Below are 24,695 nucleotides of genomic sequence, written 5' to 3' on the forward strand. Positions count from 1 at the left end.
ATGGATTAAGAAAATCAAGGAGGAATGCGCGCCAGGAACGTGCAAAAAGCCGTCCCCTCGAACGGCTCAAGCGTGCATGTCTGCGGAATCGACTGGCTCGGAACGGCTGCGACCCCTGGCCTCCAAGGCGGCCTTGAGCGAAGCGGCGATCGCTTCGCGCAGCAGATCCAGGCCAGCACCGGACTTGGCACTGACGAAAACCCGCTGGATTTTACCATACTCGTCATACTCGACCGTCGGTTCCAGACCGGCGGCGTCGATCTTGTTCCAGACCAGGATCTGCGGCACGTGATCTGCGCCGATTTCCTTCAACACCAGGTTGACCTGCTCGATCTGTTCCATCCGTACCGGGCTGGCCGCATCCACCACGTGCAGCAGCAGGTCGGCGTGAATGGTTTCTTCGAGGGTGGCGCGGAAGGCCTCGACCAGTTGGTGAGGCAGTTCGCGGATGAAGCCCACTGTATCCGAAATCACCACGTGCCCGACCTCGCCCAGGTAAACGCGACGGGAAGTCGTGTCCAGCGTGGCGAAGAGCTGGTTGGCGGCATACACCCCGGCCTTGGCAAGGGAATTGAAGATAGTCGACTTGCCGGCATTGGTGTAACCCACCAGCGAGACCGAGAAGGTTTCACTGCGCCCCCGCGCGCGACGCTGCGTGGCATGCTGCCGGCGCAGCTTGGCCAGCACGGCCCGCAAGGCCTTGACACGCTCGCCCAGCAGACGGCGGTCTGTTTCGAGCTGGGTTTCACCGGGTCCGCGCAGACCGATACCCCCCTTTTGCCGCTCCAGGTGAGTCCAGCCGCGGATGAGGCGGGTGGCCAGGTGTTGCAACTGGGCCAGCTCAACCTGCACCTTGCCCTCGTGGCTCTTGGCGCGCTGCGCGAAGATATCGAGAATCAGGCTGGTCCGGTCGAGCACGCGCACCTTCAGCACCCGCTCCAGATTACGCTGCTGGGCCGGTGAAAGAGCGTGATTGAAAATGACCAGTTCGAGCTGGAGGTCGGCAACGGCGTCGGCCACTTCCTGTGCCTTGCCGGTGCCTACGAAAAGCGCGGCATCCGGACTGGCACGGCGACCGGTGATGGTGATCACCGGTTCCGCACCAGCCGATTTTGCCAGAAGGAGGAGCTCATCCAGACTTGCGGCGAAATCGTTCTTGCCGAAGTCCAGGCCGACTAACGCGGCACGCATGTCAAAATGCCCACGGCGTCAAGCCGGCCAGGTAGACCATTATTCGTCGGACGAGGATTCGAGACTGAGGTTGACCGCACGTGCAGGCACGACGGTAGAGATGGCGTGTTTGTAAACCATTTGCGTAACGGTGTTACGCAGCAGGACCACGTATTGATCGAAAGACTCCACATGGCCTTGCAGCTTGATGCCGTTGACCAGATAGATAGAGACGGGAACGTGCTCTTTTCTCAATGCGTTCAGGAATGGGTCTTGTAACAATTGCCCTTTGTTGCTCATGGCAGCTCCACGGTGTTGTTGTGATTAGGACTTGGAGGCACTTCAAGGAATATCAAGTGCTTGACCAACTTTATGCTATTCAATTTAAACGATTTTCGCTCCAACGCCAAAAACATTGATCGAATAGCAGGATTTACGATTATTTTTCCTGCCGGATGAAAGGATTCTTGCCCGACTTGAACTCGATACGCAGTGGAGTGCCGACCAGGGAGAAAGTTTCCCGGAAGTGCTTTTCCAGATAGCGTTTGTAATTGTCATCGATGGCTTCCAGCGCATTGCCGTGGATCACCACCACGGGAGGGTTCTGCCCGCCCTGGTGCGCATAGCGCAGCTTGGGACGAATCGAACCCTTGCGGCGCGGCTGCTGGTGTTCCAGCGCCTCTTCCAGCGCGCGCGTCAGGCGCGGCGTGCTCAGCTTGGCCATGGCAGCGGCGTAGGCCGAATCGATGGATTTCATCAGCGGACCGATACCGGTGGACTTGAGTGCCGAGATGAAGTGGAACTTGGCGAAGGAAAGGAAATTCAGTTTGCGCTCCAGATCCATCTTGATCTGGTTGCGCTGATCGCTTTCCATGCCATCCCATTTGTTCACACCGACCACCAGCGCCCTGCCCGACTCCAGCACGAAGCCGGCGATGTGGGCATCCTGCTCGGAGATGTCCTGTTGGGCATCCAGCAACAGCAGCACGACGTTGGCATCTGAAATCGATTTCAGCGTCTTGACCACGGAGAATTTCTCGATGGCCTCGAAGACCTTGCCACGGCGGCGGATGCCGGCGGTATCGATCAGGGTGTAGTGACGGCCTTCGCGCTCGAAGGGAATTTCAATCGAATCGCGCGTGGTACCCGGCATGTCGAAGGCAATCACGCGCTCTTCGCCCAGCAAGGTATTGACCAGGGTCGACTTGCCCACGTTGGGACGACCGACGATGGCGATCTTGGTACCGCGCATGGCCGGCTCTTCGGCTTCCGGCTCCTGGGCACGCTGGGCCTCGATCTGATCGAGGGCTTCCTCGACCAGGTCAGCCACGCCGTCACCGTGGGCGGCGGAGATCACATAGGGATCGCCCATGCCCAGCTCGTAGAAGTCGGCGGTGACCGAGGTGTACTTCATGCCTTCGGACTTGTTGACCACCAGCAGCACGGAGCGGCCGCACTTGCGCAGGAAGTCGGTGATGGTCTTGTCGTGCGGCGTCAATCCCTGGCGACCGTCGACGATGAACACCACGATATCGGCCTCGACCACTGCCTGCTTGGTCTGCTTGGCCATCTCATACATGATCCCGTCCTTGGCGACGGGTTCGAAGCCACCGGTATCGATCACCAGGAACGGACGTTCGCCGACGCGGCCTTGGCCGTAGTGACGATCGCGCGTCAGGCCGGGCAGGTCCGCCACCAGCGCATCGCGGCTGCGGGTGAGCCTGTTGAACAACGTCGATTTGCCGACGTTGGGACGGCCTACAAGTGCAATTACCGGTTTCATTTCTTTTCTTGGGGGTCGTTCGTCACAGCCACTTATTCGGCAACGACGGAGACCACGGTTCCTGATTTGGTTTGGAAAACGACAGACGAACCGGTCGAAACCGGAGGCGCCTGGATAGCACTGCCGTCGGTAGCCAGACGGGCCACGAAGGCGCCATCTTCCCGCGACAGGAAGTGAATATAACCCTGGAAGTCACCCACCGCCACCGCTTTGCCAATGGCGATCGGGCTGGAGAGCTGGCGGTTCTTCAGACGGTCGTTGCGCCAGATGACCGCACCGGTATCACGCGCAAACTCGGTCACGGCACCGCCGACATCGGCCGCGTAGACATAGGCATCATCCAGATTGACGCCGACATCGCTGGAAAACTCCTTGATCCAGCGCACATTGCCATTGAGCAAGTCAAAGCAACCGATACGCCCCTGGTAGGAGGCCGCGCAGATGTCGGTCGCGCCCAGCGCCGGCACACCAGATACATCGGAGATGCGTTCCAGTTCGGTGGTGCCGCGCGGATCGCCGACCGGCACTTCCCAGCGCGGACCGCCATTGTTCAGTGCCAGCGCCGACAGGCGGCCGCCCGGCAGAGCCACGAAGGCGGTCTGCGAAGCAATCACGATGCCCGGCGCATTGCGCAGCGTCAACGACGGCACGTTGCGCTGGACCATCCAGCGCTGGCTGCCATTGTCGGCATCATACGCGGTCACGCGGTTGTCGATGCTGCGAATGACCACCAGACCCTCACCCACGGCCGGGGCCGACAGCACTTCGCTGGGCGCCTGGGCGCTCCAGGTCGGCTTGCCGGAGCCCGCATCGAAGGCCTGGATACGGCCCTTCTCGCCCACCACCACGACAGTGCTGCCATCGGTGCCGACACCGGCCGTCAGGTCACCCTCGGCACGGCTGCGCCACAGGGTCTGACCATTCTGGGCATTGATGCGTACCACGGTGCCGTCATTGGCGGCAGCAAAGATGCTGCCGGCAGCAAAGGCCGGGCTGAACTGGTAGCTGCCGGACTTGCCGACCGAGACCGTCCAGGCGGACTGGGCGCGCATCTTCTGGGTGAATTCCACCAGCGGCGCCGGCGGATTCGGATCTTTCTTGCTGGAGAACAGCGAGCAGCCTGACAAGGCCACCACGGCGGCCATGGCCGCCACGTTCAGCGCCAGCTTGCCGGCGCGGCGGGATCGAGCAAAGGATGTTGCCTGGGCAGCAGTGGCTGTCACACTACGCATATTCTGTTTCCTCTAAGCGATGGATGGATTCGCGGTGGGATTGCGATTCAATTCGTGGGTTGCACCAGCAACCCCGCGGGTCACCGGTCCGCCGCAGCAGACCGATCACCGGGGCATTCAGTCAGTCGCGCGGGCGCCGGCCTCAGGCCTTGGGCGCTTCGCCGCCAATGGCGTCGAGCTTGATCTGGATCAGCTGGCGCGCCGGATCCTTGGCATCGCTCTTTTCCAACGCCAGCTTGTAGGCGGTACGGGCTTCGTCACGCTTGCCCTGCGCCGCCAGCACATCCCCCTTGCGGTCGGCGATGGCGCCGGCAAACTGGGCCGGATAGTCACCCGACAAGACCTTCAGCGCTTCATCGTAGGCCTTGGCATCAAGCAGTACCCCGGCCAGACGCACGGCGGCGATGGCCTTGTACTCCTTGCCACGACCATGGTCGATCACCCATTGCAGCTGTTTCTTGGCCGCTTCCATGTCATTGGCATCGAAGGCCGACTTGGCGGCCACCAGCGCGCTCATTTCGGCGTAGGCGGTACGGCTGAACTTGTCCTGAATGTCGGCCGCGGCACGTTGTACCTTGGCATTATCCTTGGCGGCCAGCGACTTCTGCTGCTCTTCGTAGAGCACCGAGGCTTGTGCCGACTGGCGGCCCTGATAGGTGTTCCAGCCGGTCCAGGCGGCGTAAGCAGCCAACACAATGATCAGCGCCCAGGTCACCAGGTTGCCGTACTTCGCCCACCAGGCTTTGATGGAATCAAGCTGTTCTTGTTCTTCGAGATCGTATGCCATGTAACTCTGCGTTTAGATAAGTTGACGGTCGAGGAGGACGGGTCTTCAGGGGTGATAGTGCACGTGGTCGTGATCATGGTCGTGATCGCCCACGATCTGTTCCACGATGTAATCGACCACGCCGTCGAAGGCCATGTTGCTCTGATTGGCACGCCCTTCCTCGGCATTGCCTTCGCGCATGTGCTTGACGGTGGCGGTCCCGGCCTTGAGCTCGTCTTCGCCGATGATCACGGCAAAGGCGGCACCGCTGGCGTCGGCGCGCTTCATCTGCGCCTTGAACGAGCCACCACCATTGGACGATGCGCAATGTAGCACAACATCGAGCCCGGCAGTCCGCAAACGTTCAGCCAGGACAAAAGATTGCAATTGTGCATCCTCGCCTTGATGGACCAGATAGACGTCGCACTGATTCGGTGCGTACTGTTCGCCATTGGCCTTCATCAGCTCCAGCAAGCGTTCCACGCCCATGGCGAAGCCGCAGGCCGGAGTCGGCTTGCCGCCGAACATTTCGATCAGCGGGTCGTAGCGGCCACCGCCACAGACGGTGCCCTGCGAGCCCAGCTGGTCGGTGACCCACTCGAACACGGTACGGTTGTAGTAGTCCATGCCGCGCACCAGGCGCGGATTGATGGTGAAGGGAATGTTGTTGTGGCGCAGGATCTTCTGGACGCCCTCGAAGTGCGCGCGCGATTCTTCACCCAGGTAATCCAGCAGCTTGGGCGCGGCATTCACCATCTCCTGCATGGCCGGATTCTTCGTATCCAGGATGCGCAGCGGGTTGGCGTGCAGGCGACGCTGGGCGTCGGTGTCCAGCAACTCCTTGTGCTGTTCAAAGTAGGCGATCAGGTCGGCGCGGTGCTTGTTGCGCTCCTCGGCATTGCCGATGGAGTTGAGCTCCAGGCGGATGTCGGACAGGCCCAGGTCATCCCAGAGGCGCTGGCACATCATGATCAGCTCGGCATCGATATCCGGACCGCTGAAGCCCACGGCCTCGGCCCCCACCTGGTGGAACTGGCGATAACGACCACGCTGCGGACGCTCGTGACGGAACATCGGGCCGACGTACCAGAGGCGCTTGGGGCCGTCGTAGGTCAGATTGTGTTCAAGGGCGGCACGCACCACGCCGGCAGTGTTTTCCGGGCGCAGGGTCAGGTTGTCGCCGTTCATGGAATCGGTGAAGGAATACATCTCCTTCTCGACGATGTCAGTCACCTCGCCCAGGCCGCGCGCGAACAGTGCGGTCGGCTCGACGATGGGCGTGCGGATCTGCTGGAAACCATAGCTCTTGAGCACCGATTGCACGGTGTTCTCGAACAGTTCCCACAACGGGGCGTCGGCCGGCAGGATGTCATTCATGCCTTTGACGCCAACGATTTTTTCGACTTTCTTTTGTTCTGACATACCGAAATCCGGAATTTTGCTTTTTACTTCATTTTTGGAAGCTGGAATATGTCGCATCTTTCGTGCGACGGGCCAGCGCAAGTGTACTGCATGGCCTGGAACACCCTAGGGTGGCCGGCCACGCGATGATCAGGCATGACTACCCTGACCGTAATGCGATTCGACGTATTCCAGCACCACGCTCTGGAATTCCTCGGCGATGCGTTCGCCGCGCAGGGTCATCTTCTTTTCGCCATCGATGAACACCGGGGCCGCCGGCGACTCGCCGGTGCCGGGCAGGCTGATGCCGATGTTGGCGTGCTTGGACTCCCCGGGGCCATTGACGATGCAGCCCATGACTGCCACGTTCATGGCTTCCACGCCGGGATACTTGCCCTTCCACACCGGCATCTGCTCGCGCAGGAAGGTCTGGATCTTGTCGGCCAGGTCCTGGAACACGGTCGAGGTGGTGCGGCCGCAACCCGGGCAGGCGATCACCATCGGGGTGAACTTGCGCAGACCCATGGTTTGCAGGATTTCCTGGCCGACCACCACTTCCTTGGTACGGTCGCCACCCGGCTCGGGAGTCAGTGAGATGCGGATGGTGTCGCCGATGCCTTCCTGCAGCAGCACCGACAGCGCCGCCGTGGAGGCCACGATGCCCTTGCTGCCCATGCCGGCCTCGGTCAGGCCCAGGTGCAGCGGATAGTCGCAGCGGCGCGCCAGTTCGCGGTAGACCGCAATGAGGTCCTGCACACCGGAGACCTTGCATGACAGGATGATCTTGTCACCCGACATGCCAAGTTCCTCGGCGCGCTGGGCGTTCTCGATGGCGGAGGTGACCAAGGCTTCATACATCACCGCCTGCGCCGACCAGGGTTCGGCGCGGCCGGCGTTCTCGTCCATGATGCGCGCCAGCAGGGCCTGGTCCAGGCTGCCCCAGTTGACCCCGATGCGAACCGGCTTGTCGTACTTGCAGGCCACTTCGATCATCTGGGCGAACTGGGTATCGCGCTTGGCGCCCTTGCCGACGTTGCCGGGGTTGATCCGATACTTGGAAAGCGCCTGGGCACACTCCGGATAGTCGGTCAACAGAGTGTGGCCGTTGTAGTGGAAATCACCCACCAGCGGCACGTCCACGCCCATGCGGTCGAGCTGCTCGCGAATGGCCGGCACGGCTGCTGCGGCCTCGGGCGTATTGACGGTCAGGCGCACGATCTCGGAGCCCGCGCGGGCCAACTCCTTGATCTGGATGGCTGTCCCGATGGCGTCGGCCGTGTCGGTGTTGGTCATGGATTGCACCATCACCGGCGCACCGCCACCCACGATGATCTCGCGCGTCCCGTGGCTGATGACCACGCGGCGGCTGTTGCGGCGGGCCAGCGGCCCGGAGGCGATCGGGAAGGAAGACATGTCAGTCAGTCGGTTCAGTTCAGGTTCAGGCGTGCAACATTGCTGTCGCCCGGGGTTTTCAGGTCCAGCGGCTGGCCGCGCAGCGTCGCGTCGACACCGGCGGCGTTGCCGATGATGAGCGTGGTCGCATCGGAGACGTCGAAGGTCTCGGTGGTGCCGGCCTTGAGCAGACGTGAAATCACGGTGCTCTTGTCAGCACGGCGGATTTCCACCCAGGAATCCTCGCGGAAGGTCAGGCGCAGCAAATCCTTGCTGTTGACGATGTTCAGCCCGCCGGGCACGGTGGTCGAGGCCATCTGTGCCGGCGCGTTTGCCGTCGCTGCCGATGCCGCCGGGGCAGGCATGGAAGCCGGCTCGCTGGCCGCAAGTGTGGACGGCTGCACCGGCTCCGGCTTGGTCGATGCGGGGGTCTGGGCCGTCGGGGCCGGCGATTGTGTGGCCGGCACGGACTGCTTGGCCGACTCCTCGGCAGGCGCGGGCGAGATGGTCTCAACGCGCGCATTGACCGGCAGCTCGCTGGAGGCGGTCTCCGCACTCTGCGCGTTCTGCGCTTCCTGCACGGTTTCCGGGGCTGCAGCGGCATCCTCGTGATGCGACTTGAGGAAGGCCAGCTGAGGCAGCCTGGTCCCCAGCTCGGTCCAGCGCACGGCTGCAGCGCCTGCCAGCAGCGCCACCACCACGACACCGGCGATGATGGGCAAGGCTGAACTGTTGCCGCGCGTACTCATCATCATGGCCGGCAACGGACCTTCCGAGAAGGGTGTCGACAGTGAATGCTGAGGCACGATGTGATCGCGCTGCTGCACCGCCGACTCCTGCGGCATGGCCGCCGCCAGGGCATGGCTATCCAGCCCCAGCACCTTGGCATAACTGCGCACGAAACCGCGCGCCACCGCGAGGCCGGGCAGGGCCGCATAGTTGTCGGCCTCGATGGCCTGGATCTGGCGTGGCGCCAGCTTGACCAGGCTGGCCACCTGCTCGACGGACCACCCCTTTTTCTGCCGCGCCGCCGCCAGCGTAGCGCCCGGCAAGACCTGGGCCTGGGACGGTTGACCGGGATCTTGCGGTTGCTGCGACGACATTTCGTTCATTTGTTGATCACTCATCAAATGCTCCACATGGAAAAGCTTTTTTTAGCCGGACCTGGCCGGATTCTTCTGGAGCGTCCCTGCGCGGCGTGCGCCGCGTCCCTCCGGGGAAATTCGACAACTTCAGCACAGCCCGCCCGACCTCGGCAAGACTGGCATTGACTTCAGCAACAACGCGAAAGGGACGTGCGATGGCTGCGCCACAGCGCAACATCGACGCCCCCGTCACCCATTCTGTAAAAAGCGGCAGCTGTGCCCCCGCCGTGGCGGCGAAGGCTGGTACCGCAGGACCAGCAAGGACATGGGACCGCCCTGCCGTCACCCGGAGATCTCCACGATGCGACCGAAGTCGCGGCCGAACTTGGCCTGGTATTCGGCCATTTTCTGCATGCGTTCCTGCACCCGGGTACGATCCTTGACCTCGCCGGCCAGTTGACCGCAGGCGGCATCGATGTCATCGCCACGGGTCTTGCGGATGGTGGTCACGATGCCCGCATCCATGAGGATCTGCGCAAACGCCTTGATGCGCGGATTGTGCGAGCGCTTCAAGCCCGACTCGGGGAAAGGGTTGAAGGGAATCAGGTTGAACTTGCAGGGGATGGCGGTCTCGCCTTCCTTCACCAACGCGACCAGTTCGCGGGCATGGGTGTCGGTGTCGTTGACGCCATCGAGCATGCAGTACTCGAAGGTGATGAAGTCGCGCGGCGCGAATTCCAGATAGCGCTTGCAGGCCAGCATCAGCTCGCGCAGCGGGTGCTTGCGGTTCAGCGGAATGAGCGAGTCGCGCAGCGCATCGTTGGACGCGTGCAGCGAGACGGCCAGCGCCACCGGACATTCTTGCGACAGCTTGTCGATCATCGGCACCACGCCGCTGGTGGACAGCGTGACGCGGCGGCGCGACAGGCCATAGGCATTGTCGTCCAGCATCAGGCGCAAGGCGGTGACGGTCGGCTCGAAGTTGAGCAGCGGCTCGCCCATGCCCATCATCACCACATTGGTGATCTGGCGCTCGCCCTTGGGGCCACCTTCGATGCCCTTGGTCTTGCGCAATTCGAATTCCGCCATCCACAACTGGCCGATGATTTCGGCCACGGTGAGATTGCGATTGAAGCCCTGCTTGCCGGTGGAGCAGAAGCGGCAATTCACGGCACAGCCCGCCTGCGTCGATACGCACAGCGTGCCGCGGTTTTCTTCAGGAATGAACACGGTTTCCACCGCATTGCCCTGGCCCACGTCGACCAGCCACTTGCGTGTGCCGTCGGTGGAGGTATGGTCGCTGATGATGGCCGGCGCACGGACTTCGGCGCGGGTCTTGAGCTTGTCGCGCAGCGATTTGGCCAGATCGGTCATCTGATCGAAATCAGACACGCCGAACTGGTGTATCCAACGCTGCAACTGCTTTGCACGAAACGGCTTCTCACCCAACTCGCCGCAGTAGGCGACGAGTTGCGCGGGATCCATATCCAGCAGATTGGTGAGAGCTGTAGTCATGATGCTTGCGGTCGGGACCAGGACAGAAAGACGTTGCAGGGATTGCGACGCCGGTTTTTGCCCCAGCCCGGAAGACCGATGAAAAACAGGAACAGATTAACGCGAATAAACGTTCAGTGCCGGGAAGAAGTAGCTGATTTCGACCTTGGCGGTTTCTTCAGCGTCCGAACCGTGCACGGCGTTGGCATCGATGGAGTCGGCGAAGTCGGCGCGGATGGTGCCCTTTTCAGCCTTCTTCGGATCGGTCGCGCCCATCAGGTCGCGGTTCTTCAGGATGGCGCCTTCGCCTTCCAGCACCTGGATCATCACCGGGCCGGAGACCATGAAGTCGACCAGATCCTTGAAGAAGGGGCGCTCGCGGTGCACGGCGTAGAAGCCTTCTGCTTCAGCGCGCGACAGTTGTGCCATGCGGGCAGCGATGACCTTCAGGCCAGCGTTTTCGAAACGGGTGTAGATCTGGCCGATCACGTTCTTGGCGACGGCGTCGGGCTTGATAATCGACAGGGTGCGTTCAATTGCCATGAGAAAAACTCCAATAAAAATAATGGCTTAAAGCCAAGAATTGATAATTCAATGAACCTTGTATTTTAGCATGAAACCATCAAATATCATGTCAATTCACCTCCTTTGACGCTGCCTGCGAGCAATGATGCACCACCGCAGGCGACCACGCGCAGGAACCGGGTTCATATAAAGTGCCCGCATCTCGAACCATAGCGAGGGAAGACTTGTCTTAGCAGTGAGCCGGCGTGCTATTCTCTGGCTCGCATTCAACGCTTTGGAGGACATATGAACCAACTGGACACGACCTTCGGCCACTCGACCACGAGCCTGGCCGCCCGCAACCGCGTACTGCGCAACACCTACTGGCTGCTGGCGCTGTCGATGATCCCGACCGTGCTGGGCGCATGGCTGGGGGTGCAGATGCACTTGAACCTCTTTGCCGCCAGCCCGATGATCGGCTTCGTGCTGTTCCTGGCGATCGCCTTCGGCTTCTTCTTCGCCATTGAGAAGACCAAGAATTCCGGCTGGGGTGTGGCTTTCCTGCTGGGCTTCACCTTCTTCATGGGCCTGATGCTGTCGCGCCTGATCGAATACACGCTGGGCTTCTCCAACGGCGCCGGCCTGATCATGACGGCCTTTGGCGGCACCGCCATCATCTTCTGCGGCATGGCCACCATCGCCACCGTTTCCAAGCGCGACTTCTCGGGCATGGGCAAGTGGCTCTTCGCAGGCGTGCTGGTGATCCTGGTAGCTTCGCTGGCCAACATCTTCCTGCATCTGCCGGCGCTGCAACTGACCATTTCAGTGGTCGCCATCGCCATCTTCTCGGCCTACATCCTGTTTGACGTGCAACAGGTCGTCAACGGCGGCGAAACCAACTACATCTCGGCAACGCTGGCTATCTACCTGGATGTCTACAACGTCTTTGCCAACCTGCTGTCCATCCTGGGCATCCTGGGCGGCAACCGCGACTGATAGCTCAAACATTGCTTCATCAGCAATAAAAATGCCGGCGAAAGCCGGCATTTTTTTCGTCTACAGCGGGGCGCTTACGCTGGCAAGTCGAACACGGCAATGGATTCCACATGCGCCGTATGCGGGAACATGTTGACCACGCCCGCGTACTTGAGAGCATAGCCACCCAGATGTACCAGCATGCCGGCGTCACGTGCCAGTGTTGCCGGGTTGCAGGAGACATAGACGATGCGCTTGGGCTTCAGATGCTGCTGTTCGGGCGGCAATTCCACCAGCGCCTTGCAGACTTCCATGGCGCCTTCGCGCGGGGGGTCGATCAGCATGCGATCGAACTTGCCCAGCGCCACGAAGTCCTCGGGCTTGGCTTCAAACAGGTTGCGGCAGTAGAAGCTGGTTTTGGCATCCACGCCATTGACCTTGGCATTGTCCAACGCGCGCTCGGTCAGCGCGGTGCTGCCTTCGATGCCGACCACTTCGCGCGCCAGGGTGGCGATGGGCAGGGTGAAGTTGCCCAGACCGCAGAACAGGTCCGCTACCCGGTCTTGCGGCTGCACATCCAGCAGGCGCAGGGCGCGCGCCACCAGTACGCGGTTGATCTGATGGTTGACCTGGGTGAAGTCGGTGGGCTTGAAGGGCATGCGGATGCCGAATTCAGGCAAGGTATATTGCAGGCGCGACTCGGCCGGATAGTAAGGCGCTGCCGTATCAGGCCCCTTGGTCTGCAGCCACCACTCGATCTTGTGCTCGTCGGCGAAGCGCTTGAGCAGGGTTTCATCGGCCGGGCTCAACGCCTCCATGATGCGCAACACCAGGACGGTGACCTTGTTGCCTTCATCGCCCTCACCGACGGCCAGCTCGATCTGCGGCATACGGTCACGAATAGACAGTCCTGCCACCAGTTCACGCAGCGGCACCAGCATGGCTGAGACATTGGGCGGCAGGATTTCGCAAGTCTTCATATCGGCGATGAAGGACGAGCGTTTCTCATGGAAGCCCACCAGCACCCCACCCTTCTTGGCCACGTGGCGCACCGAAATGCGGGCGCGATAGCGATACCCCCAGGTCGGCCCGTAGATGGGGCGCAACATCACCTCGGCCTTGGTCTTGCCAAGGTGCCAGAGGTTGTCTTCCAGCACGCGCTGCTTCATGGCGACCTGGGCCGACGGCTCCAGATGCTGCATGGCGCAGCCGCCGCAGGTGCCGAAATAGTCACATCTGGGTTTCACGCGCAGCGAAGACTCGCGGTGCAGCGTGGTCATCACGCCCGCTTCCCACTTGGCTTTCTTGCGATAGGATTCGAAACTGACCCGTTCGCCCGGCAGCGCGCCTTCGACGAAAATGACCTTGCCTTGCGTGCCATCCTCGTTCTCGAGGTGACCAACGCCGCGCCCGTCCATGTCGAGCGACTTGATTTCAATGATGATGTCTTGTTGCATGAGGGAAACCACAGGGTAGGACCGAAGCCCGCTGCCGAAAACAAAAGCGGTATTGTCCGCGATCCGGGAGCGGGAGGGAAGCAGCAAGCGCATCCGGACAATGCCGGCGCACAGAAATCCACTGCAACGAAGGAATGCGGCCTAGAACAGCGCGTCGCGACTGACACCACGCGAAGTCAGCAGGCGCTTGAGCTTGACCAGAGCCTCCTGCTGTACCTGGCGCACACGCTCACGCGTGATGCCCATTTCGCCGGCAAGTTGCTCCAGCGTGGAAGGATCGTCGTTGTCCAGCCCGAAACGCCGGGCTACCACGACACGTTGCTTTTCCGACAAACTTTTCAGCCATTCGCGGATCAGCAAGGCCATTTCCTGGCTCTCGGCGCGGGTATCGGGATGCTCTTCGACGGCGCTGGGCAGAAGATCCATCAGGCTGGCCTGAGGGTCGTTATCCAGCGGGGTATCCAGCGAGGCTGCATGTTCGGACAGGGCCAGCACATCCTGCACCTCTTCCACCGGACGGTCGACCAGGTGCGCGATGTCTTCCGCGCTGGCGTCTCTTCCGTCACGTTGCTGGGCTTCGAGGTGATACTTTGCACGCAGGATCTGGTTCAGCTCGCGCACCATGTGTACGGGAAGCCGCACGGTACGGGCCTGATTCATGATGGCGCGCTCGATGCTCTGGCGGATCCACCAGGTGGCATAGGTGGAGAAGCGGAAACCGCGCTCGGGCTCGAACTTGTCGATGGCGCGCATGAGACCAAGATTGCCTTCTTCAATCAGGTCAAGCAGTGCCACGCCCCGATTGATGTAGTGCTTGGCGATCGACACCACCAGCCGCAGGTTGTGCTCGATCATTTTCTGGCGGGCCAGGAATTCACCGGCCTTGGCCCGGGTGGCGAAGTGCAGCTCCTCAGCCGCCGTCAGCAGGGGCTTGGCGCCGATCTTGTTGAGGTAATGCTGGGTGGTGTCGGTGGAGAGCTCGGCGGCGAGCACCTTCTTGAGCTCGTCCACGCCCTCGGCGGGGGCCGGTTCCCGGGGCTGGTCAGCAGCATCGCCGTCGATCACTTCCGGCTCTTCGATCTCCTCGATGGGATCGTCCATGTCCTCTTCATGAGGATTCTGGTCTGGCAAGTGATCGCGGCGATTGCTTGTCATACGCTAGCGTGGCGGTAAGTATTTGGAAGGATCAACAGGTTTGCCCTGTTGGCGGATCTCAAAATGCAGTTTCACGCTGTCGCTGTCGGATTTGCCCATTTCAGCGATCTTCTGGCCCTTGGTCACGGACTGGCCCTCCTTGACCAGAATGGTCTTGTTGTGCGCGTACGCCGACAGCAGGTTGTTGGTGTGCTTGATGATCACCAGGTTGCCATAGCCGCGAATGCCGCTGCCGGCATACATGACCTTGCCCCCGGCAGCCGCCAGCACAGCCTGACCATCCTTGCCGGCGATGTCCACGCCCTTCTTGCCACCCTCGAAGGTGCCGACCACCTTGCCTTCGGCTGGCCACATCCAGGAGACACCTTCATCATCCACAGTCGCAGGCTGGCTGGCCGCGGCCGGCTTTTCGGCCGCATGCGGCGCTTCCGGCTTGGCTGCGGTCGCCGGGGCGGCTGTGGCCGGTGCCGCATCGGGCTTCTCCAGTTCGGCCAGGGCACTCTCCGAATAGGCGCGCTTGTCACCCCGCGGACCGGTCTTGTTGCCGCCCGGGGCCATCGGCGCAGCTGCCGGCGCGGCAGTGCCAGGCGCCCCCAGCGGCTTGACGTCCAAGCCCGCCCCCGGTGCGGCAGCAACCGCAGCGGTCTGGACCGGCCCGGTGCGATCCGGCGGCGCCACGCGCAACACCTGATCGACTTTGATGTCGTTCGGATTGGTCAGGTTATTCCAGGCGACGATGTCGCGCCAGTTCTGCCCGACGTCCAAAGCGATGCGATAGAGCGTATCGCCCTTCTTGACCGTGTAGTAGCCACGTCCAGACGGAACCGGCACGGCCGGAGCGCTCACGGCGTCAGCCGGCCTGGCGGTGCTGCTGGTGCGATCGACCACCGGTGCCGGCTGCTGATTCGGTGTCGAGCCGCAGGCGGCCAGCAGACTGACGACACTGCCCAATACAGCCAAACGAATTTTCTTCATGCTCTTACATTAGATTTTGTACGACGCTAGTTGACAAGCAGCCAGCGCCAGAAGTTCACCAGGGAAATGCGGCCCCCTCGCCTGCCCATCCGCTCTCTTCATCGACCCGCGGCTTGGATGCTTGTGCTTGTTGCCGCCCGTTCCCTGTTCGATGATACGTGGCGGACCTGATCTCCGCCGGTACTGCGCATTGCGTTCTGCGTTCTGCGTTCGCCGACACTCCCGAGATCACACCGTTCCCGGGCGCAACGGCACGAAATGGCACTGCTCCAGGGTAGTACGGCGCCAGTCGCGCTGGCCGACACGTTCAATCAGTTCCAGCACCTGCTGGCGTTCGCCCACGGGTGCCACCAGCCGGCCGCCAATGGCCAGCTGTTCCAGCAGGGCCTGCGGCACTTCCAGTCCGGCCGCCGCGAGGATGATGCCATCGAAAGGCGCAACCTGCGGCAGGCCAAGCATACCATCTCCGTAATGCAAGCGGAGGTTTGCCACGCGCAAGGGACGCAGATTGGTCTTGGCCAGTTCATGCAGCGGCTTGATGCGCTCGATGGAATACACCTCGCCCGCCACGCGCGAGAGCACGGCGGCCTGGTAGCCGCAGCCGGTACCGATCTCCAGCACCCGGTCCAGACGTCCGCCATGGCGGTTCTGGCGCATCAGCTCGATCATGCGCGCCACGATGTAGGGCTGCGAAATGGTCTGATGATGGCCGATGGGCAAAGACGCATCGATATACGCCTGGCTGGCCAGACCGGGCTCCACGAACATGTGGCGCGGCACCGCCTCCAGCGCCGCCAGCACCTTGGCATCGGCCACTCCCTGCTTGGCCACGCGCGCGACCATGGCCTTGCGCACCGCCTCGGAGGCCAGCGGAGAAGCGTGGTGCGAGGCATTGGTCTGGGTCACTGTCATCACGTTCCGGACCGCGGTGCGCGGCGCCGGGGCCGCACTCAGCAATGGCTGGGCCGGCGCCACCGGCGCGCGCGGCGGTGCCGGCGGCGGGCGCAGCGCCTGGGCCAGGCTCTGCTGCACCGGCTTCAAGGCGGCACGCTGCAAAGACTGGGCGGCATTCTTGGCCGCCGTCTGCGTGGTGGCCGGGGTACGGCCAGCCGCGTCCCGGCCGGCACTGGCGGTCTTCTTCTTGTCGACCACCGAGGACAGGCTCAGCGGAAAGCGGCTGGGCTTGTCGTTCATGCAAGCGCTTTCTTGAGGTTGTCCAGTTGTGCAGTATGGGTAAGATCGATCTGCAGCGGCGTGATGGACACATAGCCGTTGGCAGTGGCATGGAAATCGGTGCCCTCGCCGCCATCCTTGGCCGCCCCCGCCGGTCCGATCCAGTACAGGTCACGGCCGTGCGGATCGGTCAGCTTGTGGACTGGCTCGGACATGTGGCGCTTGCCCAGGCGCGTGGCCACGCTGCCCTTGATCTGCGCGTACGGCAGGTTGGGAATGTTGACGTTGAGCAGGTAAGGCTTGGGCAGGCTGTCGAAGCGGCGCTCCACGATCTCGCGAGCGATGCGCGCGGCCGACGCCAGTTCGCCCCAGCCCTTGTGCAGTTGCGAAAACGCAATGGAGGGGATGCCGAACAGGAAGCCCTCGGTCGCCGCCGCCACCGTACCGGAATAGAGCGTATCGTCGCCCATGTTCTGCCCCTGGTTGATGCCGGAGACGATCAGGTCGGGACGCTCCTTCAACAGTCCGGTGAGGGCCACGTGGACGCAGTCCGAAGGCGTGCCGTTGAGGTAGTAGAAGCCGTTGGGGGCCTGCTCCACCCACAGCGGACGATCCAGCGTCAGGGAGTTGGAGCTGCCCGAGCGATTGCTGTCGGGCGCCACCACGGTGATATCGGCGATCGGTGCAAGCGCCTCGGCCAGGGCATTGATGCCGGGCGCAAGGTAGCCGTCGTCGTTGCTGATGAGGATTTTCATGGGCTGAATTTTAACCGAAGCCGAGCCTTGGGCAGTCCCTCTTGCCGACATTCTCATCCCCCGCGCACCCTCTATTCCTGCATGGTCAGTTCCTGATAGACATAGGCCGACAGCACCAGCTTGTCGCGCACCGTCAGTTGCGCAAATTCCACCCCGTACTGATGGAAATCGGCCTCGCCCAGCGATTCTACCGCCCGCAACACCACCGGAAGCTCCAGCGGCAATTGCTGGTCCGCCACCGAAGCCACGAAGCGCAGCTTGCCCGTCACGCCCTTCTTTGCCGCCACCTTGCCGGAGAGCGAGGTCGCCACCAGCGAGGCTCCGGCCAGGCTCAGGTCGATCACGCTGGCCGCCAGCGGCTGACTGCCATCCACCGCCAGGTAGCCTTCCGCGCCAACGGGCACGCGGGTAGCCTGACGGATCACAGTGGAACGGACTTCCCTGGGCAGGGAAAGATGCAGGTAGACGAACGGTGTGTGCTGATATTTCAGCAGTTGCGCCGCAAAGGCATAGGCACGGCGACCGGTCAGAGCGCGCACGACAAAGGCCTGCCCCTCGCGCAGGAAGATCTGCTTGCCCTCCTTTTGCGGTGCCGTGACCAGGATGCTGCGGTTGGGCAGGCAACCCACCAGCGAGACCGCATGGCGCTGGCCGACATCATCGGCAAACTGCAGCCAGAGCGTATCTCCGATCTGCCAGCGCACTTCGTCCAGGGTAATCACGCTTTCCTGGCCGCGCACCGCCGCCGAGGGCTTCAGAGGCTTCTTGCCGCCCTGCTTCTTGCGCAGCACATCACGTGCCTGCGGCAGCCGAACCGATTCCGTATCCGGCTCGGCAATCCAGTTGGCATTGCGATACAGGCCATTCTCGATCAGGCCGGCCAGTTGGTCCGGCGTATCGATCAGGGTGCCCCGTGCCAGCAGCAGCTTGCCGGCTTCGTTGTAGATCGGCCAGGGCGCAGGACGGCCCAGAGCCAGTTCGGAGGCGCGCACCGGCACCAGCGAGGTGTGGTCCGCCATGTCAAGCCTCCACCGCAGCGTCCTCGCCGCCAGCCGCAGCCGCCCGGCGCGCATCCTCTTCGCGGAAGAAGGCCTGCACCACCTCCAGTTCGCGCGTGCGCTTGAAGGGGGGCAGGCTCTGCCAGATGCGACGACCATAATTCTTGGTAATGATGCGCGGGTCGCAGATCATCAGCACGCCACGATCGCCCTCATCACGGATCAGGCGGCCAGCGCCCTGCTTGAGGTTGATGATGGCGGCCGGCAGTTGATGGTGCACGAAACCGTTCAAACCCTGCTTTTCCATCTCGCTGATGCGTGCAGCCAGCACCGGATCATCCGGCGGCGAGAACGGCAGCTTGTCGATGATCACCAGCGAGAGCGCATCTCCGCGCACGTCCACGCCTTCCCAGAAGCTCTGGCTGCCGATCAGCACGCCATTGCCCGCCGCACGGAAACGGTCGAGCAACTCCGTGCGACCGGCCTCGCCCTGCACGAACAGCGGGAAGTCGTGACCACGCGCCGCGAACTCGGTACGCAGGCGCTCGGCGGCGCGATTGACCGCGCGCAGGGTGGTGCACAGGAAGAAGCAGCGACCACCGGCGGCCTCGATGGTGGGCAGCGCGGCATCGATCACCGCATCCGTGTACTCAAAGGAATTGGGCTGCGGCAGGTTCTGCGGCACGTACAGAAGGCCCTGCTCGCCATAATTGAAGGGACTGGGCCAGGATTGCGCTGGCGCATTCCACAAGCCCATCTGGGCGGCATAGTGATTGAAATCTTTCTTCACTGCCAGCGTCGCGGAAGTGAATATCCATGAGCGTGGCGTACCCTCGCGCTGCTTGTTGAAGATGGGCGCGATCGACAGCGGCGTGCGGTGCAGCTGCAGCGAGGACTGGAAGGCTTCCACCCACAGCACGTAGAAGGGTTTCTGGGCCGGCGGCTCTTCCTGCTCCTCGCCCGCTGCCTCCCGCTTGTTGTGGGCGGGCTTGGCCGCTGCCTTGGCGGCGGCTTCGGCCTGGATCTTGGCCAGCTCGTCGGGCGTCCCCCAGTTCTCCAGCTGGCGCAGCAATTCATTGGCGCGGTCACGGCATTGCTCGATGGTCTCGGCACGCTCGGCCTGTTTTTCCAGCACGGCGATCATGTCGTCCATGCAGTCTTTCAGGGTATCGAGCGCGGGGAAGAAGGCGCTGGAGGGAGCGATCTGGTTCAGCGCCAGCCTTACGGATTCTTCCGGGAAGGCCAGCCGCAGATCCCGCGCCGCCCGCTCCACCGGCGCCACCAGGCGCGCCCAGTCGGCGCCGTCGCGGGCGTGCGACAGGCCTTCGGCCAACACGTCGCGGCACAGTTCCAGAATCTGCGAGGTGGAAATGGTTTCGCCGAAGAACAGCGTGGCGGTATCGGGCAACTGATGCGCCTCGTCGAAGATGACGGTGTTGGCCGAGGGCAGCAGTTCGGCGATGCCGGTGTCCTTGAGCGCCACATCGGCAAAGAACAGGTGATGGTTGACCACCACCACGTCGGCCTGCTGCGCTTCCTTGCGCGCCTTCATCACGAAGCAGTCCTGGTAGTACTGGCATTCGGCGCCAAAGCAGGTATCGCGGGTGGAGGTCACCAGATTCCATACCGAGGCCGTCTCGGGCACCTTGGTCAGCTCGGCCTTGTCGCCGGACGAGGTGGATTTGACGAAGCGCGAGATCTCGCGCAGGTAACCGACATCCTCGCGTGCGGTCAGGCGGCCGTTCTGCAGTGTGCGCTCCAGATGGAAATGGCAGACGTAGTTGCTGCGCCCCTTGAGTAGTGCCACCGAGACCGGTGCATGCAAGGCCTTGCGCACGGTCGGGATATCGCGATTGAAAAGCTGATCCTGCAGCGTCTTGGTGCCGGTGGAGACGATGGTCTTGCCGCCCCACAGCAGCGCAGGTACCAGGTAGGCAAAGGTCTTGCCGGTACCGGTACCGGCCTCGGCGATCAGCGTACCCTGGCTGGTGATGGCCGCGGCGATGGCCTTGGCCATTTCGGTCTGGGCATGACGCGGACGGTAGCTGCCGACGGCACCACCGAGGGGACCACCAGCACCGAAGAGGCGCTCGACCTCGGCATCATGGATGCCCGGTGCGTCGGGATTGGTACCCTCGGTCTCGGCGGGAACGGTGCGGGCGCGGCTGTCGGCCATGTCGGCGGGGGCGTCTGGAGCTGTCACTGCGGCAAACCTGTAGGAAAACACGTGCGGCGCAGGCATCGGTGACACCGGCGCAACTTGCACGTCATTGGGAACAAGGCGCTATTTTACGCGGAGTCGGCAGCGCGCCCCTGACTGGCATGAAAGATCCGTGCCAGCGCGCTTGAGAATTCGAGAGCGACGCCTGCACAGGCAGGCGGACAACGGGATTCAGGCGGGGATATCGGGTACCAGCTGCATCTTCAGCAGCGCGATGTGGTCCTTCAATTGCAGTTTGCGCTTCTTGAGGCGGCGCAGTTGCAGGTCCTCGGAACGGGCATCGCGGGTGAGCATGTCGATCACGCTATCGAGATCACGGTGCTCGACTTCGAGTTCGATGATGCGGCGCTGGATGTCTTCGCGATGCGTACTGGTCATGATGGCGGCTGGTTGCTGATGTGCTTGCTAGTGTAATGCACCCGCCGGTACACGCCAAATCGACGTGTACGGCGGAAGAAAAGTCCAGCCGCCAAGCGGCTTGCCTGCTTACTTGGCGATGGGCTGCTGCGATTGCTGCTGTTGCTGTTGCTGTTGCTGATCCAGTTGCTGTTGCTGCTTCTGCTTGCGCTCGGCACGTTCCCGCTCGTTCTCGGCCTTCTTGCGCTCTACTTCCAGGCGATGCTCCTCGGCTTGCTGGATGCGGCGCTGCCGTTCAGCGGCGTTGGCCGCACGGGCCGGTGCGCGTGCGGCTTCCTCGGCCTTCTGGCGCTGTACCTCGGCCTCATGCTGACGCACGCGGTAATCGGCGGGTACATCCTTGTTCTGGTCGATCCGCTGCTGCACTTCGCTGTTCTTGGCGCGGCTTTCCTTGACCTTGCGGGCGGAATCGGCCTCCTTCTGCTTCTGCTCGGCCAGACGACGGGCGGAATCCTCCTCGTCCTTGGCGCGCTGCTCGGCCAGCGAACGATCACGGTCATCCACTGCGGCCTGGCGCTGGAAGACCTTGGCCTCGTATTCCACGGCCTTGATGCCCTTGTCGGTCAGACGTTTGCGGTCACGCGCGGCTTCCAGGCAGTCCGAGACCAGGAACTTGGGATAGCAGGCACGCTGGTCGAGGATGTAGCGCAGCTCGGCCGCCTGGCGATCCTCAGCCGCTTCCTCCAGCGCTTTCTGGGCCAGCTCGTCCGACTTGATGGACCCCGCAGGGTAACGCTGCGCGATGGGCGGACGCGCTTCCAGTTCGTCGAAGCGTTCACGGCTCATCGTCGCTACCGGTGCCGCCGCCGGGGATACCGGGCTCGCCTGGGTCTGCGCCGGTTGCACGCCCGCAGCGGCCTGGGTCGATGCCTGCCCTTGCGCCATGGTGGCACCAGCGACCAGGGTCAGCATCAGGCCGCACAGGGAAGAGGTAACGCCTTTGGCATCGGCAAAAAGACCTTGCATGGATTTCTTGTTCATCAGATGGTTGTTCAGGAGAGGCTGTCGGCAATCGTGCGGCGATCCGCATCCAGGTATTCCTTCGACTGCATCTCAATGATACGTGAAACGGTGCGGTGGAATTCGTTGGAGAGCGTACCGACGGTGTAAAGCTCGTCCGGCTCCACGGCGGCCGACATGATCAGCTTGACCTTGTGATCATAGAAGACGTCGATCAGCCAGGTGAAGCGGCGCGCCTCCGAGGACATCGCCGCCGACATGCGCGGAATGCCTGACAGGATCACGGTCTGGAAGCGGCTGGCCAGCTCCAGGTAATCGTTCTGCGAGCGCGGGCCACCGCACAGCGTGGCGAAGTCGAACCAGATCGCACTGCCCGCACGGCGCAGGGCGCGGATCTCGCGGGCTTCGATGTGTACACGCGGATCTTCGTCGGCGGCTTCTGCGACGGCAGCAAAGGCGCTGCGCAATTCTTCATCGGTCTTGGCATTCAACGGGGTGTGATACACCTTCACCTGCTCCAGTACCCGCTTGCGGTAGTCGATGCCGGCGTCGATATTCATGACGTCCAGCTTGTCCTTGAGCAATGCAATGGTGGGCAGCATGCGGTCGCGATGCAGGCCATCCGGGTAGAGCGTGCTCGGCTCATAGTTGGAGGTCATCACGAACGACACGCCATGGTCGAACAGGCCCTTCAACAGGTTGTAGAGGATCATCGCATCGGCGATGTCGGAGACGTGGAATTCGTCGAAACAGATCAGCCGATACTTCTTGGCGATGCGCTTGGCGACTTCATCGAGGGGATCGGAAATCCCCTTCAATTCATCAAGCTGGCGATGCACGTCGCGCATGAATTCATGGAAGTGCAGGCGCGTCTTGCGCACCACCGGCACCACGGAATAAAAGCTGTCCATCAGGAAGGACTTGCCGCGCCCTACCCCGCCCCACATGTAGACACCGCGCGGCACCGCAGGCCGGCTGATCAGGCGCTTGAAGGCGGAGGCGCGCTGGGCCTTGTAGGCGACCCATTCCTCATAGGCGCGCTGCAAGCGCTCGATGGCGCGCAGTTGCGCCTCATCGGATTGATAACCGCGCTGGGACAGCGACTGTTCGTAGAATTGACGGACATCCATGGTGTGGTCTTGTAAAACGACAATGGGCGAGCCAGGCTCGCCCATTGGGTTGGCATCTCAATGCGCACTATGCGGGCAACTTGGACGCGACCAGCCCCAAGGGCTGACCAGGCGTCGGCGACCCGTATTGTCGCACTGATCGCGCATCAGAAGTTCAGTGCGCGCTTGTCGACGGCCAGAGCCGCTTCCTTGGTCGCTTCGGACAGCGAGGGGTGAGCGTGGCAGATACGGGCGATGTCTTCGGAAGAAGCACGGAATTCCATCGCCACCACGGCTTCGGAAATCAGCTCGGAGGCCATCGGGCCGACGATGTGCACGCCCAGGATTTCATCGGTCTTGGCATCGGCCAGGAACTTCACCATGCCCGAGGTATCGCCCAGCGCACGGGCGCGGCCGTTGGCCAGGAACGGGAAGGTACCGGCCTTGTACTGCACGCCTTCGGCCTTCAATTGCTGCTCGGTCTTGCCGACCCAGGCGATTTCCGGCGAGGTGTAGATGACCCAGGGAATGGTGTTGAAGTTGACGTGACCGTGCTGGCCGGCAATACGCTCGGCCACGGCAACGCCTTCTTCTTCCGCCTTGTGGGCCAGCATCGGGCCGCGCACCACGTCACCCACCGCCCACACGTTGGGCAGGTTGGTCTTGCAGTCGCCGTCCACGGCGATGAAGCCGCGCTCGTCCAGCTTCAGGCCCACGCCTTCGGCATTGAGGCCAATGGTGTTGGGGGTACGACCAATCGAGATGATCAGCTTGTCGAATTCGCCGGTATGGGCTTCGCCCTTGGCATCGGTGTATTCGACGGAAACGCTGTTCTTGCCGGCCTTGATGGTGCCGATCTTCACACCCAGGTTCACGGCCAGGCCCTGCTTGGTCAGCAGCTTCTGGGCTTCCTTGGCGATCTGTTCATCCACCGCACCCAGGAAGGTCGGCAGTGCTTCCAGCACGGTCACTTCCGCGCCCAGGCGACGCCAGACCGAACCCATTTCCAGGCCGATCACGCCGGCACCGATCACGCCCAGCTTCTTCGGCACTTCAGAAATGGACAGTGCGCCGGTATTGGAGAGGATCAGCTTTTCGTCGAACTCGGCGCCCGGCAGTGCACGGGCGTTCGAACCGGTTGCCACGATCACGTGCTTGGCAGTGATGGTTTCTTCGGCAGCGCCGGCGACCTTGATCTCGTAGCCATTGGCATCGCCCTTGACGAAGGAGCCACGGCCGTGGAAGAAGGCGACCTTGTTCTTCTTGAACAGGTACAGGATGCCGTCGTTGTTCTGCTTGACCACGGTGTTCTTGCGGCCCAGCATCTTTTCCAGGTTCAGGCCCAGGCCCTTGACTTCGATGCCGTGCTCGGCGAAGCCGTGGCTGGCGTGCTCATAGTGCTCGGAGGATTGCAGCAGCGCCTTGGAAGGGATGCAGCCGACGTTGGTGCAGGTGCCGCCCGGTGCGGGGCCGCCCTTTTCATTCTTCCATTCGTCGATGCAGGCGGTGTTGAAGCCCAGTTGCGCTGCGCGGATGGCGGCGATGTAACCGCCGGGGCCGCCACCGATGACGACTACGTCAAAATTCTTGCTCATGTGTGTATTCCTGATTCGTTGTGCGCATCCGCTTTGGTCTCTTGGTCCAAAGCGGATGCAAAAAGGCGCTGAATGCCT

The 24,695-nt window shown here is 62.4% G+C and carries 22 protein-coding genes; 1 reads left to right on the top strand and 21 read right to left on the bottom strand.

Annotated elements, in window-relative coordinates:
- Positions 1-66 precede the first annotated feature (66 nt).
- The 10 genes from hflX to ndk all read right to left on the bottom strand — a co-directional run bounded on the left by hflX (position 67) and on the right by ndk (position 10,866).
- On the bottom strand, positions 67-1,191 hold the full coding sequence (gene hflX, locus ACODSZ_RS16390) for a GTPase HflX (RefSeq protein ID WP_008329868.1): 1,125 nt from the start codon (positions 1,189-1,191) through the stop codon (positions 67-69).
- Between the two features lie 39 nt (positions 1,192-1,230).
- Positions 1,231-1,470, bottom strand: coding sequence for an RNA chaperone Hfq (gene hfq, locus ACODSZ_RS16395; RefSeq protein WP_006463311.1), 240 nt, complete (start codon positions 1,468-1,470; stop codon positions 1,231-1,233).
- A gap of 139 nt (positions 1,471-1,609) precedes the next feature.
- Positions 1,610-2,953, bottom strand: coding sequence for a ribosome biogenesis GTPase Der (gene der / locus ACODSZ_RS16400; protein ID WP_008329870.1), 1,344 nt, complete (start codon positions 2,951-2,953; stop codon positions 1,610-1,612).
- A 32-nt stretch (positions 2,954-2,985) separates the two neighbouring features.
- Positions 2,986-4,185, bottom strand: a complete 1,200-nt coding sequence (gene bamB, locus ACODSZ_RS16405; protein ID WP_008329871.1) for an outer membrane protein assembly factor BamB — start codon at positions 4,183-4,185, stop codon at positions 2,986-2,988.
- A 142-nt stretch (positions 4,186-4,327) separates the two neighbouring features.
- Positions 4,328-4,972, bottom strand: a complete 645-nt coding sequence (locus tag ACODSZ_RS16410; protein ID WP_488928064.1) for a YfgM family protein — start codon at positions 4,970-4,972, stop codon at positions 4,328-4,330.
- A gap of 45 nt (positions 4,973-5,017) precedes the next feature.
- Complete coding sequence (hisS, locus tag ACODSZ_RS16415; protein ID WP_175344314.1) at positions 5,018-6,373, bottom strand: histidine--tRNA ligase; 1,356 nt, start codon at positions 6,371-6,373, stop codon at positions 5,018-5,020.
- Positions 6,374-6,502: 129 nt separating this feature from the next.
- Complete coding sequence (gene ispG, locus ACODSZ_RS16420) at positions 6,503-7,765, bottom strand: flavodoxin-dependent (E)-4-hydroxy-3-methylbut-2-enyl-diphosphate synthase (RefSeq protein ID WP_175344315.1); 1,263 nt, start codon at positions 7,763-7,765, stop codon at positions 6,503-6,505.
- Positions 7,766-7,779: 14 nt separating this feature from the next.
- Positions 7,780-8,871 carry a helix-turn-helix domain-containing protein gene (locus ACODSZ_RS16425; protein ID WP_175344316.1) on the bottom strand — a complete coding sequence of 364 codons (1,092 nt, stop codon included), beginning with the start codon at positions 8,869-8,871 and terminating at the stop codon, positions 7,780-7,782.
- Positions 8,872-9,171: 300 nt separating this feature from the next.
- On the bottom strand, positions 9,172-10,344 hold the full coding sequence (gene rlmN / locus ACODSZ_RS16430) for a dual-specificity RNA methyltransferase RlmN (protein ID WP_175344317.1): 1,173 nt from the start codon (positions 10,342-10,344) through the stop codon (positions 9,172-9,174).
- Positions 10,345-10,440: 96 nt separating this feature from the next.
- On the bottom strand, positions 10,441-10,866 hold the full coding sequence (gene ndk / locus ACODSZ_RS16435; RefSeq protein ID WP_008329884.1) for a nucleoside-diphosphate kinase: 426 nt from the start codon (positions 10,864-10,866) through the stop codon (positions 10,441-10,443).
- A gap of 267 nt (positions 10,867-11,133) precedes the next feature.
- Here ndk and ACODSZ_RS16440 point away from each other — a divergent pair, with 267 nt between their 5' ends.
- Positions 11,134-11,823: a Bax inhibitor-1/YccA family protein gene (locus ACODSZ_RS16440; RefSeq protein WP_008329886.1), complete on the top strand. Its 690-nt coding sequence runs from the start codon at positions 11,134-11,136 to the stop codon at positions 11,821-11,823.
- Positions 11,824-11,897: 74 nt separating this feature from the next.
- On the opposite strand, the gene rlmD is transcribed toward ACODSZ_RS16440, so the two are convergent.
- The 11 genes from rlmD to lpdA all read right to left on the bottom strand — a co-directional run bounded on the left by rlmD (position 11,898) and on the right by lpdA (position 24,617).
- Positions 11,898-13,259, bottom strand: a complete 1,362-nt coding sequence (gene rlmD, locus ACODSZ_RS16445; RefSeq protein WP_175344318.1) for a 23S rRNA (uracil(1939)-C(5))-methyltransferase RlmD — start codon at positions 13,257-13,259, stop codon at positions 11,898-11,900.
- Between the two features lie 141 nt (positions 13,260-13,400).
- On the bottom strand, positions 13,401-14,414 hold the full coding sequence (rpoS, locus tag ACODSZ_RS16450) for an RNA polymerase sigma factor RpoS (protein ID WP_488928065.1): 1,014 nt from the start codon (positions 14,412-14,414) through the stop codon (positions 13,401-13,403).
- A 3-nt stretch (positions 14,415-14,417) separates the two neighbouring features.
- Positions 14,418-15,389, bottom strand: a complete 972-nt coding sequence (locus tag ACODSZ_RS16455) for a peptidoglycan DD-metalloendopeptidase family protein (RefSeq protein WP_008329893.1) — start codon at positions 15,387-15,389, stop codon at positions 14,418-14,420.
- A gap of 228 nt (positions 15,390-15,617) precedes the next feature.
- The gene (locus tag ACODSZ_RS16460) at positions 15,618-16,583 is read right to left on the bottom strand and encodes a protein-L-isoaspartate(D-aspartate) O-methyltransferase (RefSeq protein WP_488928066.1); all 966 of its coding nucleotides are present in this window, start codon (positions 16,581-16,583) and stop codon (positions 15,618-15,620) included.
- Positions 16,580-17,317, bottom strand: a complete 738-nt coding sequence (surE, locus tag ACODSZ_RS16465) for a 5'/3'-nucleotidase SurE (protein WP_175344321.1) — start codon at positions 17,315-17,317, stop codon at positions 16,580-16,582. The genes ACODSZ_RS16460 and surE overlap by 4 nt, the downstream gene beginning before the upstream one ends.
- Before the next feature lie 71 nt (positions 17,318-17,388).
- Positions 17,389-18,336: a flagellar brake protein gene (locus ACODSZ_RS16470; protein ID WP_008329899.1), complete on the bottom strand. Its 948-nt coding sequence runs from the start codon at positions 18,334-18,336 to the stop codon at positions 17,389-17,391.
- Position 18,337: 1 nt separating this feature from the next.
- On the bottom strand, positions 18,338-20,491 hold the full coding sequence (yoaA, locus tag ACODSZ_RS16475) for a DNA repair helicase YoaA (RefSeq protein WP_175344361.1): 2,154 nt from the start codon (positions 20,489-20,491) through the stop codon (positions 18,338-18,340).
- A 216-nt stretch (positions 20,492-20,707) separates the two neighbouring features.
- Complete coding sequence (locus ACODSZ_RS16480; protein WP_008329904.1) at positions 20,708-20,914, bottom strand: YdcH family protein; 207 nt, start codon at positions 20,912-20,914, stop codon at positions 20,708-20,710.
- 108 nt (positions 20,915-21,022) lie between these two features.
- Positions 21,023-21,934, bottom strand: coding sequence for a hypothetical protein (locus ACODSZ_RS16485; protein WP_175344322.1), 912 nt, complete (start codon positions 21,932-21,934; stop codon positions 21,023-21,025).
- A gap of 11 nt (positions 21,935-21,945) precedes the next feature.
- Entirely contained in the window at positions 21,946-23,043 is a 1,098-nt protein-coding gene (gene zapE, locus ACODSZ_RS16490) for a cell division protein ZapE (RefSeq protein ID WP_488928067.1), read from the bottom strand.
- Positions 23,044-23,189: 146 nt separating this feature from the next.
- Positions 23,190-24,617: a dihydrolipoyl dehydrogenase gene (lpdA, locus tag ACODSZ_RS16495; protein ID WP_488928068.1), complete on the bottom strand. Its 1,428-nt coding sequence runs from the start codon at positions 24,615-24,617 to the stop codon at positions 23,190-23,192.
- Between the last annotated feature and the right edge of the window lie 78 nt (positions 24,618-24,695).

The sequence above is a fragment of the Herbaspirillum sp. FG34 genome, from assembly GCF_057809315.1.